The sequence below is a fragment of the Ruegeria sp. BB1 genome (assembly GCF_056539465.1).
This window is the reverse complement of the sequence record NZ_JBQFVB010000001.1, coordinates 278,811-292,417: the sequence shown is the minus strand read 5'-3', so window position 1 is coordinate 292,417 and position 13,607 is coordinate 278,811. Positions and strand designations below refer to the sequence as shown.

Here is a 13,607-nt window from a genome sequence, read left to right as displayed (position 1 = left end):
CAATCATGCGGTCGGGTCGTAGGCATAGATCCACTCATATTTTTTCGAAAGCCTTGGTCCAACGGCCATCAGCACCATCTGTGCCGCCAGTCGCATGGGACCGCGCAGGTGAAAATTTCGCGCGTTGGCTCCGGCGGTAGCCACAACTCGTTTGGCCCTTGGGCGACGGCGGGTTTCATAGGCAGCAAGAGCTTGTGTCACATCGGGTTTTTCTTCGAAGGTGCGGGCTAGAATCCACGCATCCTCTAACGCCAAACAGGCCCCTTGCGCCATAAAGGGCAAGGTCGGATGCGCGGCGTCGCCCAGCAGCGCCAACCGCCCGTTCTGCCAGCTTTGCGCCACAGGCCGCAGGAACAGGGCCCAAAGATGGGTTTCGGTCACGTCAGACAGAATATCGCCCACTGGCCCCCCGAAATCGGCAAAACGCGCGCGCAGATCATTCGGATCGCCTTGCAGCCGCCAGCCTTCCTCTTGCCAGTCCGAGCGTTCCTCAATTGCCACCACATTCATCAGTTGCTGATCGCGCAACGGATAGGTGACGACGTGGCGTCCAGGCCCCGTTGTCAGTGAGGCGCAAGGCATCTCCTCTCGTTCTGACAAGGGGATAGTCGCACGCCAGGCAATCTGATGCGTGAACTGAGGGGCCTCTGGCCCGTTCAGGGTCGGACGTATGGTGCTGCGGCCCCCGTCCGCCGCGATAGCACAGTCGCACCGCAAGCGTTCGCCGTCATTCAGAACGACTTCTACCTCTGCCGGATGTTGGAGAACCTGCGCCACCTGCGCGCCCAGCTGGATAATAACGCCCGCCTCTAAAGCCGCCCGGCGCAACAGGTCCAGCAAATCCGCGCGATGGTAATAGTAGGTCGGTCCGGCCGCCGGTGCGGGAATACGGCTTATTACTCGACCTTTGCGATAATCTCGCAGAATTGTGCCGTGAGACAACTGCCCGCCCTCGGGCTTATCCCCTAACACATTCAGCGCCCGCAAAACCGCCATACCGTTGGCGCTGATCTGCAATCCTGCGCCAACCTCAGTCAGGGCCGGAGCCTGCTCAAGAACCGTGACCTGCGCCCCGCGTTGCCGCAGTGCCAAAGAGGCTGCCAGCCCCCCTATTCCGCCGCCGATGACATTGAATTTCAGACCGTTGATATCCATGGCACCGGCTTAACGCAAAAACGCCGGAGCAACAGGCCCCGGCGTTTGAATTAGTACCAAAGTTCCAGCGATCAATCGTCGCGGTGGACCTTTTCGCGACGCTCGTGACGTTCCTGCGCCTCAAGCGTCATGGTCGCGATTGGACGCGCATCCAGACGTTTCAGCGAAATCGGATCGCCCGTCTTTTCGCAATAGCCGTACTCGCCCTCTTCGATGCGACGCAGGGCCGAGTCGATCTTGGCAACCAGCTTGCGCTGACGGTCGCGGGTCCGCAGCTCCAGCGCGCGATCTGTTTCCTCGCTTGCGCGGTCTGCAACGTCCGGAATGTTACGGGTGTTGTCCTGCAGCCCTTCGATCGTGTCGCGGCTGCCCGCCAATAGTTCATTCTTCCAATCCAGCAGCTTGCGGCGAAAATACTCAAGCTGACGGTCATTCATGAAAGGTTCATCTTCGGCCGGGCGATAATCCTCCGGCAGAAAAACTTCCTGCTTCATTTTTGCTCCCTCGGTATGGCCAGTAACGTCGGTTGCTGTTGTTTGACCTGACATTTGGCACTCCCTTCTGCGGTGCATGTATCCGACGCACGCACGAATGTCACTACACAAACGTCGTCTTAATACGTCACGTCCCCGGCATGTCTAAATATGAGACAAATAACAACAAAACCTTGTTATACTGTGGAAATTGTCAGGCGAAAATTAGGCGATCTCCAACAGACACGGCACCCGCCGGACGTCGAATCACGTAAAAGGGATTGGAGTCGTTACGAAAATCTGATCCCGCGACGCCGTGGCCCGCTTGTCAAAATCATCGCCTCTCTGTAACCCGAACAACACAGATTGCGCAAAACCAAACGAGGGGCCCATGACCGCACGTTTCCAAGGCACCGCCGAATATGTTGCCACCGATGACCTGACCATTGCGGTGAATGCTGCCGTGACGCTGGAACGCCCCCTGCTGGTCAAGGGGGAACCCGGCACGGGCAAAACAGAACTGGCCAAACAGGTGGCAGGTGCACTGGGGCTGCGCATGATCGAGTGGAACGTGAAGTCCACCACCCGCGCGCAACAAGGTCTGTACGAATACGATGCGGTCAGCCGGCTTCGTGACAGTCAGCTGGGTGAAGAACGCGTGCATGACGTGTCCAACTACATCCGTAAGGGCAAGCTGTGGCAGGCGTTTGACGCCGACGAGAAGATTGTTCTGCTGATTGACGAGATCGACAAGGCGGATATCGAGTTTCCCAATGATCTGCTGCAGGAACTCGATAAGATGGAGTTCCATGTTTATGAGACCGGTGAGACCATCCGGGCCAAACACCGCCCCATCGTCATCATCACCTCGAACAATGAAAAGGAACTGCCCGACGCGTTTCTGCGCCGCTGTTTCTTCCACTATATCCGCTTCCCTGACGAGGCGACCATGCGCCGGATCGTCGAGGTCCACCACCCCGGCATCAAAGATGCGTTGCTGACCACAGCCCTGACGCAATTCTATGAAATCCGCGAAACGCAGGGGCTGAAGAAAAAGCCCTCAACCTCCGAAGTGCTGGATTGGCTGAAACTGCTGTTGGCCGAAGACCTGACGTCCGAAGACCTGAAACGCGATGGTGCGAACGCTTTGCCCAAGCTGCACGGTGCGTTGCTGAAGAACGAACAGGACGTGCATCTGTTCGAGCGACTGGCCTTTATGGCGCGCAGCAAACGCTAAACCTGTTGAGCATCTGGTGATCGCTGCTTGCCTTGGACAGGTCTGGCTGTCAGCATTGCAGGTGGCGGTCCGTTTTATCCGGGCTACCTATGACCGGATCAGACGGGACCCTGTGATTGACTGACACTTTGACCATCCGCGCCTTGCGGCCCGAAGACCGCGCTGAATGGTCCGACATGTGGCGCGACTATCTGGCGTTTTATGAAACAACGGTCGCAGATGAGATCTATGACAGCACCTTCGCACGATTGCTGGGCGACGATCCGCACGATTTCTCATGTTTTGTTGCGGAACAAAACGGGCGGCTTGTTGGTCTCACGCATTACCTTTTCCACCGCCACGCGTGGAAGGTTGAATCCGTGTGCTACTTGCAAGACCTGTTCGCCCGCCCCCAGGCGCGTGGTTCCGGAGTCGGCCGCGCTCTGATTCAGGCGGTGTATGATGAAGCCGACCGACAGGGCGCGCCTTCAGTCTATTGGCTGACGCAGGATTTCAACCACACCGCCCGCAAACTTTATGACCGCATCGGCAAACAGACGCCCTTTATCCGGTATCAGCGCCCATGATGCGATGGCTGGCCCTTGTTGCAGGTGTGGCGCTGGCAGGCTGCGCAGCGGTTGAGACGACCGAAGTACCAACTCGCGTGCAGGCGATTGAAGAGACGTTGCCCCCGGCCAAGACATTCACCCGCGCGTTCCCGATGCCACCGGGCCGGTCGAACGCCAATATCGCGGCGGATTTCGTATCGTTACATTTCGCGTTGGAAGGGGGCGCGAAACTGCCGGTATTCACGCGGTTTGAAACGCCGATCACCGTGCGTCTGACCGGCTCACCTACGCCCTCGATGCAGCGCGACCTGACTCAATTGCTGACCCGCCTGCGCCGCGAGGCCGGGATCGACATTCAACAGATTTCGGACGGCACGGCCAACATCACAATCGAAGCCGTCAGTCAGGCAGAGATCCACGAAATTCTGCCACAGGCGGCCTGTTTCGTGGTGCCGAACTCTTCGAGCTTTGAAGAGTACCGCCGCAACCGGCGCAAACAGATAAGCAGCTGGAGCCGGCTGCGCAGCCGCGAACGTCTGGGCATCTTTATTCCATACGACGTCAGCCCGCAGGAAAAACGCGATTGCCTGCATGAAGAGATTGCGCAGTCACTGGGACCGCTGAACGATCTGTATCATCTGCCGGATTCAGTGTTCAACGATGACAATATCCATACTGTCCTTACCGGGTTTGACATGCTGATCCTGCGCACGGCCTACGCGCCCGAACTGCGCAGCGGAATGACAAGCGAACAGGTTGAGGCCGCTCTGCCCGGTATTCTGAGGCGCCTGAACCCGCGTGGCGAGAACATACCAATGCAGCCGCTATCTGAAACGCCGCGTGAATGGATCAATGCGGTTCAAAAATCCCTGCGCCCGCAACTGAATACGCAACGGCGCCTGCGGGCCGCGCAAAAGGCCGCGCGGATCGGTCAGGAACAGGGCTGGACCGATCATCGCCGCGCCTATCCCTATTACCTGATGGGGCGGATGGGTCAGTTCGACAAACCGCAGGACGCGCTGCGCAATTATCAGACCGCTTTGCAATACTTGCGCGCAACCCCCGGCACCGAAATCCATCAGGCCTATATCACTACACAGACTGCCGCTTTTGCTCTAGCACTAGGCAAAGGCCCCGAAGCCCTGCCCGAATTGGATAAGGCCATCGACGTGATGATGCGGGCCGAAAATGCCTCGCAACTGGCAACATTGTTGCTTCTGAAATCCGAAGCCCTCAATCAGGCGGGCCGGACGACTGAGGCACGCTCTGTCAGGCTGGACAGTCTGGGATGGGCACGTTACGGGTTCGGCTCGGAAACGGTGGTCCGGTCGCTTAATCAGGAAGTTGCGGAAGGATCCCCCAACAACAGAGGCGGATAACGCATGGTCGTAATTCTGGGAATGGCGATTTTGGGGGCAATCCTTGGGGCGATAACAGCGCGCAAGCGCAACGGCACCGGCGCCGACATGGCGCAATATGCAGCCGGGTATGGCATTGCCTTTGCATTGGTCGGCCTTGTGCTGTCCCTTATACTCATACGTTTTGTGGTCTGACCCATGTTCCTGCCCTTTTTCGAAAATCTCAGAAAAGCGGGCGTTCCCGTATCCTTGCGCGAATACCTGACCTTTCTTGAGGGCATGAAAAAGGGTCTGGCCACATATGATGTCGAGGCGTTTTATTACCTCGCCCGCGTGTCGATGGTGAAAGATGAACGCAACATCGACAAATTCGACCGCGCCTTTGCCGCCAGTTTTGAAGGGCTGGACGAGATCAGCTTTGAACAGGTTCTTGAGGCAGTCGACATTCCCGCCGATTGGCTGGCAAAGATGGCCGAAAAACATCTCTCAAAAGAAGAAAAAGCCGAAATCGAAGCCATGGGCGGGTTCGACAAACTGATGGAGACGCTGCGCGAGCGCCTAAAGGATCAGAAAGGCCGCCATCAGGGTGGCAACAAATGGATCGGCACCGCTGGCACCTCTCCGTTCGGGGCCTATGGATATAATCCCGAAGGTGTGCGCATCGGTCAGGACGAAAGCCGCCATCAGCGTGCGGTCAAGGTCTGGGACAAGCGTGAATTCAAAAACCTGGACGACACGGTTGAACTGGGCACGCGCAATATCAAGGTCGCCTTGAAACGCCTGCGTCGCTGGGCGCGTGAAGGAGCCGCGGAGGAGCTGGATCTGGACGGCACCATCCGAGCCACAGCCGAACATGGTTATCTGGATGTGAAAACCCGCCCCGAACGCCACAATGCTGTCAAAGTGCTGCTGTTTTTGGACGTCGGCGGCTCAATGGACCCGCATATCAAAGTGGTCGAAGAACTGTTCTCGGCCGCCCGGACCGAGTTCAAGCATCTGGAGTACTACTACTTTCACAATTGCCTGTACGAAGGCGTCTGGCGCGACAACCGCCGCCGTTGGGATCAGAAGACCCCCACGCATGAGGTGCTGCGCACCTATGGCTCGGACTACAAATGCATCTTTGTCGGCGATGCCTCGATGAGTCCCTACGAGATCGCCTATCCAGGCGGCGCCAACGAGCACTGGAACCAAGAGGCCGGGCAGGTCTGGCTGCAACGCGCACGCGAGCAATGGCCGTCAAACCTGTGGATCAACCCGGTGCCCGAGAAATACTGGGAATACACCCACTCCATCGGCATGATCCAAGATATCTTTGAGGATCGCATGGTGCCGATGACCCTGGCCGGGCTGGAAAAGGGAATGAAGGAATTGACGCGGTAAATGGGGTTAGGCGGATGGCAGTTCTGAGCCCTATGTGTCGTGCCTGAGGTGATTGCAAATCTGGCAACCCTAAAAGTCCTCAGCCTGAAGATAAACTTAAGCCGTCGAGTCGGTGACGATAGCACGTGCAATCGACTGTCGCCTCAAGTTGACTGGATGTCTGTTTTCGGATTCGATTTTTCGTTCAAGATATTTAGAATAACTGGTCATGGAAAAACAAATAGACCAGTAAAGCAATCCAACGAATATAAACAACTCCCAAACGACGCCGGACCAAATTGCGTTGGCCCTGGTTGCCTCCAATAGCCGAAGTGGGTCAAAGAAACCCATCGCCGCAACAATTGTCGTGTCCCGAAACACCCCAACAGCGGCTAGCACCATCCATGGCGACAGCGTCCTGAGTACTTCGGGAAGAGCGACTAACCAGATAGCTTTTCCTTGGCTGAACCCCAATGCACTTGCCGCTTCCCATTGCCCTTCAGGGATTGCTATTAGCCGCTCGTGGATTGCCCCCGCTATCCGAGCGCCAGTGTGAAATGCAATAACGGCTACTCCTCGAAGTATCTGGTCAACGTATGTTCCAGCCGGCAGAAGGAGGTTGGTCAATAGAAAACCCCCAAACAGCAACACAATGAGCGGAACGCCTCGAGCAAACGCGATGATGGACGCGAACGCGGCTCTACACGGTCGAATGAGAAACTGACGTCCCAATGCCAGTGCGATACCGGCCGGGATTGCTAAAGTGATCCCTGAAACCGCAAGAATGAACGTGAGCAACAGGCCACCAAACTGGCGAGAATCAACAACTTCAATCCCGAGGCCGCCACAAAGGAGATAATAAGCTATGACAGGATACAGTGCGGAAAAGTAGAGCGTCTTACGTGGCAATGACTTGAAAACAAAAGGAGCGATCGCTGCGAAAAGCAATACCATTGCTGTGATTGGCCGCCAGTAAAGCTCGGATGGATAAAACCCGAACAGAATCGTGCCAACTCTTCCCTTGAGACCCCCCCAACATGCACCATGCGTCTCTGGACCATCGGCCATCTCGACAATCTCTTTACATTCGACAAGAGACCCGCCGTTCCAGACACCGTTGAGTACCGCCCATACAAAAAAATTCCACAATAGGGTCACTATGAGAGCGATTAGACTTAGCGACAGCAAACTGTTGGTTACACCGTTAAATAAATTTTGTCGTAACCAATAGCGGACGAAGGTGATTGAATAAGTTTTTTTCGATGGTGATTTCTGCGCAGCAGTGATGCTTGTCCGGTCGGGTTTGTAAATCATGATGGAACATTCAACGCTCAAGGCAATGTCCGCAAGGTCCGTTTCGTCCGCAATGCAGACAAATTGCCCAACCCGATATTGCCTCACAACCAGCGTTCGCCCATATCTATCCTATGCTACGCTTCACCCCAATCCTGCTGGCCATAGCCTATGCCATCGTGATGTACCGGATTTCCGTCTGGCGAACGCACCGAGAGCTGGATGCGAAATCGACTGAACTGGCCGATCCGGTGCTGAAACGCATGACTGACAGGCTGGCCGCCGCGCTCGAGATCGACCGGGTCCCGGTTTACATCTACGAGATCGACCCGGTGAACGGTCTGGCGGCTGCTGACGGGCGGATATTCATTACGCGCGGCTTTTATCGCAAGTTCCGTAACGGAGAGGTTTCGGCCGAGGAAATGGCCAGCGTTATCGCACATGAGCTGGGACATGTTGCGCTGGGGCATGCGCGGCGGCGGATGATCGATTTTTCCGGCCAGAACGCATTGCGAGCGGCGTTGATGATGCTGTTGAACCGGTTCATTCCCTTCATCGGCGCTTGGATTGCAAATATGCTGACCCACCTGCTGGCCTCGCGTCTATCGCGCAGCGATGAATATGAGGCGGATGAATATGCCGCTGCTCTGCTGACCAAGGCCGGGATCGGGATTGGGCCGCAAAAGTCGCTGTTTCACAAGTTGGAAGACCTGACACAACAGCGCGCAGGTGTTACTCCGGCCTGGCTGATGAGCCATCCCAAAACGGATGAGCGTATTGCAGCGCTGGAAGCACTTGAGCAGCGTTGGGGCGCGGGCAGTTAGGTTCGAAAGAGTGGGGCCAGCCCCACCGGGATATTATTAGCCAGATGAAGTTGGATACGGTCTAATGGCTGAGCGCCTTGCCCAACCTTGGCAGACGGGCCTTTTTCATCAGCGCGCGCAAAGTCCATTGATCACCGGACAGCCGGTTGGCTTCGGCTAAAACACGGTCGGCGAGTTCCGCCATGCCGTCGGGGTCGTCCAGCAAGAACCCATATAGCAGGCCGTCAGGATCGCGGCGTTCAAGCCCTTCTTCCAACAGGATATTTCTTGGGAAATCCTTGGCGTTCACGGTGACGATAACATCGGCCGAGGCCTCAACGGCGGTGGCGAGAACGTGAATATCGGCGCTATCGGGCAGCCAGAGGCGTTGTTCAAGCCCCGGATTGGCCGCGCGTTCGGCCTTAGGCCACTGCGCCTGCGTCAGGGCCATTTCGGCACGGGCCTGCGCCTCGCCTTCCGGGCCCAGTTTGCGGGCGGCGCGGGCCCATTCCTCGAGGATACGAGGAGACCAGATCGGCGTGAAGTGACTCAATCTGGCGGCGCCCAACAGCATCTCGCGCATCACCGTGGGGTAGATGACACAGGTATCCAGAACTGCCTTCACAGCCGGTAAAACACGGCTTTGAGATACCCGCTTTCAGCCAATTGCGGCAGTTGCGGGTGGTCGGGGCCGGCAAACCCCGTGTGGATCAATTGTGCCTGCCGCCCTGCCCGACCAATCCCGCGCGAGGACGCGTCGCGGAACCGACCCAGATCGGCCGCGTGTGAACAAGAACAAAGCCCTAGATAGCCGCCCGGTTTTACCAAGGGTGCGGCCAGCCGTGCGATACGCTCATAAGCGCGCAGGCCCGCGTCCAGGGCTTGTTTCGACGGCGCAAAAGCGGGTGGATCACAGATGACGACGCCAAATTGCGCGCCTTCTTCGCCCAATTTGGTCAGCACCTCGAACGCATCGCCCTGACGGGTTTCAAATCGATCCGCGCATCCCGAAGCCTCGGCACCCTTCGTCGCCAAGTCCAGCGCCGCAGCCGAACCATCGACAGACAGGGCCTGCGCCGCGCCGCCAGCCAGCATCGCCAGACCAAAACCGCCCACATGGCTGAACACGTCCAGCACTTGCGCACCCGGCTGCACCAGCCGTGCAGCGAATGCATGGTTGGGGCGTTGGTCGTAAAACAGGCCGGTTTTCTGGCCTCCGGTAAGATCAGCCATATAGGTCGCGCCATTCATTGGCACCGGCAGCGGAGCGTCAGGCGCAGTTCCACGCAAGGTCTGGTTTTCGTCATCCAGCCCTTCCAGTCCCCGAGTGCGGCCCGAGGCATTTTTCAGCACAGTTGTAACACCCGTCACAGCAACCAACGCGTCGGTCAGCGCTTCCAGATGCGCCTCGGCCCAAGCGGCGTTGGGTTGGATCACGCAGGCATCACCAAATCGGTCGATGATCACGCCGGGAAAGCCATCCGCTTCGGCGTGGATCAGGCGGTAATAGGGGGCGTCAAACAGGCGTTCGCGCATGTCCATAGCGCGGCGCAGGCGGGATTCGAACCATTCAGCATTCAAATCGGCGTCAAGGTCGCGATCCAGTACGCGGCACATGATTTTCGACTCGGGGTTCACGGCGACCAACGCAATGGGCGCGCGTTTGTCATCCTCTAGCACGGCCAAAGCACCAACCGGTATCTTGCGTGTACGCCGATCAGTGACAATGTCGTTGGCATAGACCCACGGGAAGCCATGGCGCAGGCCGCGCGCGTTGGCTTTGGGTTTCAGGCGGATACGGGGGCGGTCGGTGGCTTGGGTCATGACGCCCTCATAGTGGTGAACGCGCCGGGGGAAAAGCCCTAGCGAGACCGGGACCGCCAGCCGCCGCGCCTCTTGGGTGTCTGAGCCGATTGTAGCCCTTCGGCCAGCACTTGTGTCATCGGATGATCGGCCTCTTGCGCGGCATAGATGGCGTGTAATGCAGTAAGGGCCTGTGTCTGATCGCGATCCGCAGGCAGGCTCAGCGCCCAGTCCAGAAAAATGCTGCGGCATTCGGGCAGCGTGATGCCGTCGATGCGGTACGCCTCGCGGATCAGGCCCTTGTGATCGTTTGGATCGTCATTGCGCGGCATCTTGCCCCTCCTCAAGCACGCGACCGATAATACCGGCGGCGGCGGTGTAACTGTCCTGCAGCGCGCCCTGCAGGTGTTCGACCTGTTCGAACCCGGTGGCCCGACACAGGAAAGCCGCGCCGCCCTCGCCGATCTTGTCCGCTTCGATCACTTTACCCGACAGCAGCCGGGCAGCGCATTGCACAGACCAGCATAAATCGTAGCAATCCTTGAGCGTTTGCACTTGCGCGACGTCCAGCAAACCGGCAGCGACAGTGCCGTCCAACCCGGACTGCACGTCGCGCTGTGTCACACCAGACAGTAGTGCCCCGGTTTCGGCCATCAGTTCGATATCCATCATCCGCCCGGCGCCGTTCTTGGCATCCCATATCCCCGCTGGGGATTTGGCGGCGGCCAAACGGGCGCGCATTTCGGACACTTCGCGCAGGACCTTCTGGCGGTCTTCCGGTTGCGCCAGAAAATCAGCGCGGAAGCTCTCGATATCCTGCGTCAAACCCGCGTCGCCTGCGACCACGTGGGCACGGGTCAAGGCCAAATGCTCCCAAACCCAGGCTTCGTTGCGCTGGTAATTGGTGAAGCTGGCCCAGCTGGTCGCCACCGGCCCCTGATTGCCAGACGGGCGCAGGCGCATGTCGACCTCATAAAGCCGCCCCTGCGACATCGGAGCAGAGAGCGCCGTGATCAGCGCCTGTGTGAACCGGGCGTAATAGGTACGCGTGGCCAGAGGGCGCGGACCGCCCGACATGTCCTGATCCAGTGGGTCATAGATCACGATCATGTCCAGATCGGATTGCGAGTTGATCCGCCCTGCCCCCAGCGATCCCATACCCAGTACAGTCGCCCCGCGCCCCGGCGCAGGTCCGTGCTTCTTGGCGAATTGTTCAGTCACGCAAGGTAGGATCGCGGCTATAACAGCGCTGGCCAGTTCGGCATATTGCTTTCCGGCCTGCACACCGTCAATCAGACCGCGCAGGTGATGTACACCGATACGGAAATGCCATTCCTTGCACCAGCGACGTGCGAAATCCAGCTGCGTTTCATAGTCCGTTTCCTGCTGCAGCGCCTGCTCAAGATCAGACTGAAGTGCCGTTTGCCCTGGCCAGTCGCTGAAGAAACTGCCCCCAATCACCGCGTCAAACACGGCGGCGTTATGGGACAGATGCGCCGCCAATGCGTGCGAGGTGCCCACGATATCGACCAGCAGGTCGATCAGGTGGGGATTAGCCTCGAACAGGGAAAACAGCTGCACACCTGCTGGCAACCCTGCAAGAAAACCGTCCAGCGCCCGCAGTGCCTCGTCCGGTTTTGCAGTTTTCGACAGACGTGAGAGCAGCTCGGGCTTGAGACGTTCAAAGATCCGCGCGCCGCGTTGCGAGCGTAGCGCTGGATAGGTGGTCCAGCGGGCCAGGACATTTTGGTCAAAACCGGTCTCACCGGCAGGTGCGGGCGTCGAAGATCCTGGGGCAAAGAACCCCTCGGTCAGCTCATGCACTTCGGTCAGACGACGGGTCAGATCTGCGGTCAACTCGGCGCTGTTCATCCCCATCAGGCAGGCAACGCGTTCGATCCCATCCGGTGATTGGGGCACCTTATGGGTCTGAGCATCGTGAACCATCTGAATGCGATGTTCGACCTCGCGGTGGGAGCGGTAGTGGTCGGTCAGCTTTTCGGCCACGTCCTGCGGTATCCAGTCTTTTCCGGCCAATGCAGCCAGACCGGGCACCGTGCCGCGCACGCGCAGGTCAGGGTCGCGACCTCCCGCGATCAACTGGCGGGTCTGGGTGAAGAATTCGATCTCACGAATGCCACCCTGCCCCAGCTTCATATCGTGGCCGGGAATGGTCAGCGTGCCGCCGGTGCCTTTATTCTCGCGAATGCGCAGACGCATGTCATGCGCGTCCTGAATGGCGGCGAAATCCAGATGCCTGCGCCAGACAAAGGGGCGCAATGCATCAAGAAAGCGTTGCCCGGCGGCAATGTCACCGGCACATGGGCGCGCCTTGATATAAGCTGCCCTTTCCCAGGTGCGGCCAAGGCTTTCATAATACCGCTCGGCCGCCTCGGTCGCCAAACAGACCGGGGTCACCGCCGGATCGGGACGCAATCGCAGGTCAGTGCGGAACACATACCCATCAGCGGTCTTGTCGCTGAGCGTGGCGCAAAAATTGCGCGTGGCCCGCACCATACCCTGACGCGCATCGAAGAAATCATCGGGGTCAAAGCGGGTCTCATCAAACAGAACGATCAGGTCGATATCCGAGCTATAGTTCAGCTCGTGCGCGCCCATCTTGCCCATGGCCAGAATGATCATCCCGGCGGCGGTTTCCACATCATCTTCGGTCATCCCCGGCAGCTTGCCGCGCCGGATCAGTGCCGCGATCTCGGCCTTGGCGGCAACATCCGCAGCCAGCGCACCGAAATCCGTCAGCGCAGCGGTCACTTTCTCTAACGGCCACGCGCCCGCCAGATCAGCCAGCGCGGTCAGCAAAGCCATGCGCCGCTTGGCTTGCCGCAAACCGGATTTCAACTGATCCGGTGGAAAGGCACGCGCTGCATCCATCACATCCGCAAAAGCCTGATCGGGCTCTTGCAAGGCCGGCGGCAACCAATCGCGTTCGTGTTCGATCAATCCCTTTAGGTATGGACTCGAACCCGCCGTCCCTGCAATCAGCTCCCCTTGTTCAGGCGCGATACCAGATACCGCATTCAGCGCTTCATCACCCAGCGATGCATCAAACGCCCGCGGAACACGGTGGATGGTCAGCGGACCGGTCATTGCGCCTCCAATGGAGTGTCCTGACTGAAACTGTTGACCCAGACGTCATGGCGGCGCTCCCACAGGGAAGAGATCAGCATCGCCTCCCAAGCATCACTGTCCGGGCGTTGGTAATCGGCACGATAGGACAACAGGACAATATCAGCGTTCAGAACCCGCAGTTTTGTCTCGCTCAACTCGTACCGCGACATCGTTGGCGCATCAGCGAATTGCCCGACATGATCATCGCGGTTGGCGAACCCGGTGGGATAGACCCCCAGAAAATCCGCGCTCAGCAACGCCCGGTCGGCCGAGGAATTGCCTTCAACTAGTGCAGTCCAGACTTGCTTTTCCAGTTCCAGAATTTCGGCAAGTGACGGGGCGGTTTTTCGTTCTTCGACAGACATTTTTGCAAACTGCTTTGTTCTCTGGGTGACGTCAACCAAACTCGGCCTCGACGCATAATGTAAATCTTTTTCACATCGACC

Annotated in this window: 14 protein-coding genes; 6 read left to right on the top strand and 8 right to left on the bottom strand. The window is 58.2% G+C overall.

Translation table 11 applies throughout. From position 1 onward, the window contains the following. Positions 1-3 precede the first annotated feature (3 nt). Positions 4-1,155, bottom strand: a complete 1,152-nt coding sequence (locus ACR0AL_RS01490; RefSeq protein WP_480661708.1) for an FAD-dependent monooxygenase — start codon at positions 1,153-1,155, stop codon at positions 4-6. Between the two features lie 71 nt (positions 1,156-1,226). Then, a complete protein-coding gene (gene dksA / locus ACR0AL_RS01485; protein WP_170348990.1) occupies positions 1,227-1,649 on the bottom strand; it encodes an RNA polymerase-binding protein DksA in 423 nt (140 codons plus the stop codon). Positions 1,650-2,019: 370 nt separating this feature from the next. Between dksA and ACR0AL_RS01480 the strand changes: the two genes are divergently transcribed. The 5 genes from ACR0AL_RS01480 to ACR0AL_RS01460 all read left to right on the top strand — a co-directional run bounded on the left by ACR0AL_RS01480 (position 2,020) and on the right by ACR0AL_RS01460 (position 6,154). Then, positions 2,020-2,865: an AAA family ATPase gene (locus ACR0AL_RS01480; protein ID WP_170358883.1), complete on the top strand. Its 846-nt coding sequence runs from the start codon at positions 2,020-2,022 to the stop codon at positions 2,863-2,865. Between the two features lie 116 nt (positions 2,866-2,981). Next, positions 2,982-3,431, top strand: a complete 450-nt coding sequence (locus tag ACR0AL_RS01475) for a GNAT family N-acetyltransferase (RefSeq protein ID WP_367647911.1) — start codon at positions 2,982-2,984, stop codon at positions 3,429-3,431. Next, positions 3,428-4,792: a DUF2927 domain-containing protein gene (locus tag ACR0AL_RS01470; RefSeq protein ID WP_480661705.1), complete on the top strand. Its 1,365-nt coding sequence runs from the start codon at positions 3,428-3,430 to the stop codon at positions 4,790-4,792. Before ACR0AL_RS01475 ends, ACR0AL_RS01470 begins: the two co-directional genes overlap by 4 nt. Before the next feature lie 3 nt (positions 4,793-4,795). Further along, on the top strand, positions 4,796-4,966 hold the full coding sequence (locus tag ACR0AL_RS01465; protein WP_480646968.1) for a hypothetical protein: 171 nt from the start codon (positions 4,796-4,798) through the stop codon (positions 4,964-4,966). A gap of 3 nt (positions 4,967-4,969) precedes the next feature. After that, positions 4,970-6,154: a vWA domain-containing protein gene (locus ACR0AL_RS01460; RefSeq protein ID WP_480661703.1), complete on the top strand. Its 1,185-nt coding sequence runs from the start codon at positions 4,970-4,972 to the stop codon at positions 6,152-6,154. A gap of 96 nt (positions 6,155-6,250) precedes the next feature. On the opposite strand, the gene ACR0AL_RS01455 is transcribed toward ACR0AL_RS01460, so the two are convergent. Continuing rightward, the gene (locus tag ACR0AL_RS01455; protein WP_480661701.1) at positions 6,251-7,468 is read right to left on the bottom strand and encodes an ABC transporter permease subunit; all 1,218 of its coding nucleotides are present in this window, start codon (positions 7,466-7,468) and stop codon (positions 6,251-6,253) included. A gap of 92 nt (positions 7,469-7,560) precedes the next feature. Between ACR0AL_RS01455 and ACR0AL_RS01450 the strand changes: the two genes are divergently transcribed. Next, positions 7,561-8,250, top strand: coding sequence for a M48 family metallopeptidase (locus ACR0AL_RS01450; RefSeq protein ID WP_480661699.1), 690 nt, complete (start codon positions 7,561-7,563; stop codon positions 8,248-8,250). Between the two features lie 61 nt (positions 8,251-8,311). Here the strand turns inward: ACR0AL_RS01450 and ACR0AL_RS01445 are convergent, their stop codons facing one another. Genes ACR0AL_RS01445 through ACR0AL_RS01425 form a run of 5 tightly spaced genes read right to left on the bottom strand, consistent with a single transcriptional unit; the run spans position 8,312 to position 13,526 of the window. Continuing rightward, positions 8,312-8,854, bottom strand: coding sequence for an RSP_2648 family PIN domain-containing protein (locus ACR0AL_RS01445; RefSeq protein WP_480661697.1), 543 nt, complete (start codon positions 8,852-8,854; stop codon positions 8,312-8,314). After that, positions 8,851-10,053 carry an RSP_2647 family RNA methyltransferase gene (locus ACR0AL_RS01440; protein ID WP_170348998.1) on the bottom strand — a complete coding sequence of 401 codons (1,203 nt, stop codon included), beginning with the start codon at positions 10,051-10,053 and terminating at the stop codon, positions 8,851-8,853. The genes ACR0AL_RS01445 and ACR0AL_RS01440 overlap by 4 nt, the downstream gene beginning before the upstream one ends. Positions 10,054-10,091: 38 nt before the next feature. Further along, a complete protein-coding gene (locus ACR0AL_RS01435; protein ID WP_170348999.1) occupies positions 10,092-10,364 on the bottom strand; it encodes a hypothetical protein in 273 nt (90 codons plus the stop codon). Next, positions 10,351-13,140: a [protein-PII] uridylyltransferase family protein gene (locus ACR0AL_RS01430; RefSeq protein ID WP_480661695.1), complete on the bottom strand. Its 2,790-nt coding sequence runs from the start codon at positions 13,138-13,140 to the stop codon at positions 10,351-10,353. The genes ACR0AL_RS01435 and ACR0AL_RS01430 overlap by 14 nt, the downstream gene beginning before the upstream one ends. Then, complete coding sequence (locus tag ACR0AL_RS01425) at positions 13,137-13,526, bottom strand: nuclear transport factor 2 family protein (RefSeq protein WP_170349001.1); 390 nt, start codon at positions 13,524-13,526, stop codon at positions 13,137-13,139. Before ACR0AL_RS01425 ends, ACR0AL_RS01430 begins: the two co-directional genes overlap by 4 nt. Positions 13,527-13,607 lie beyond the last annotated feature (81 nt).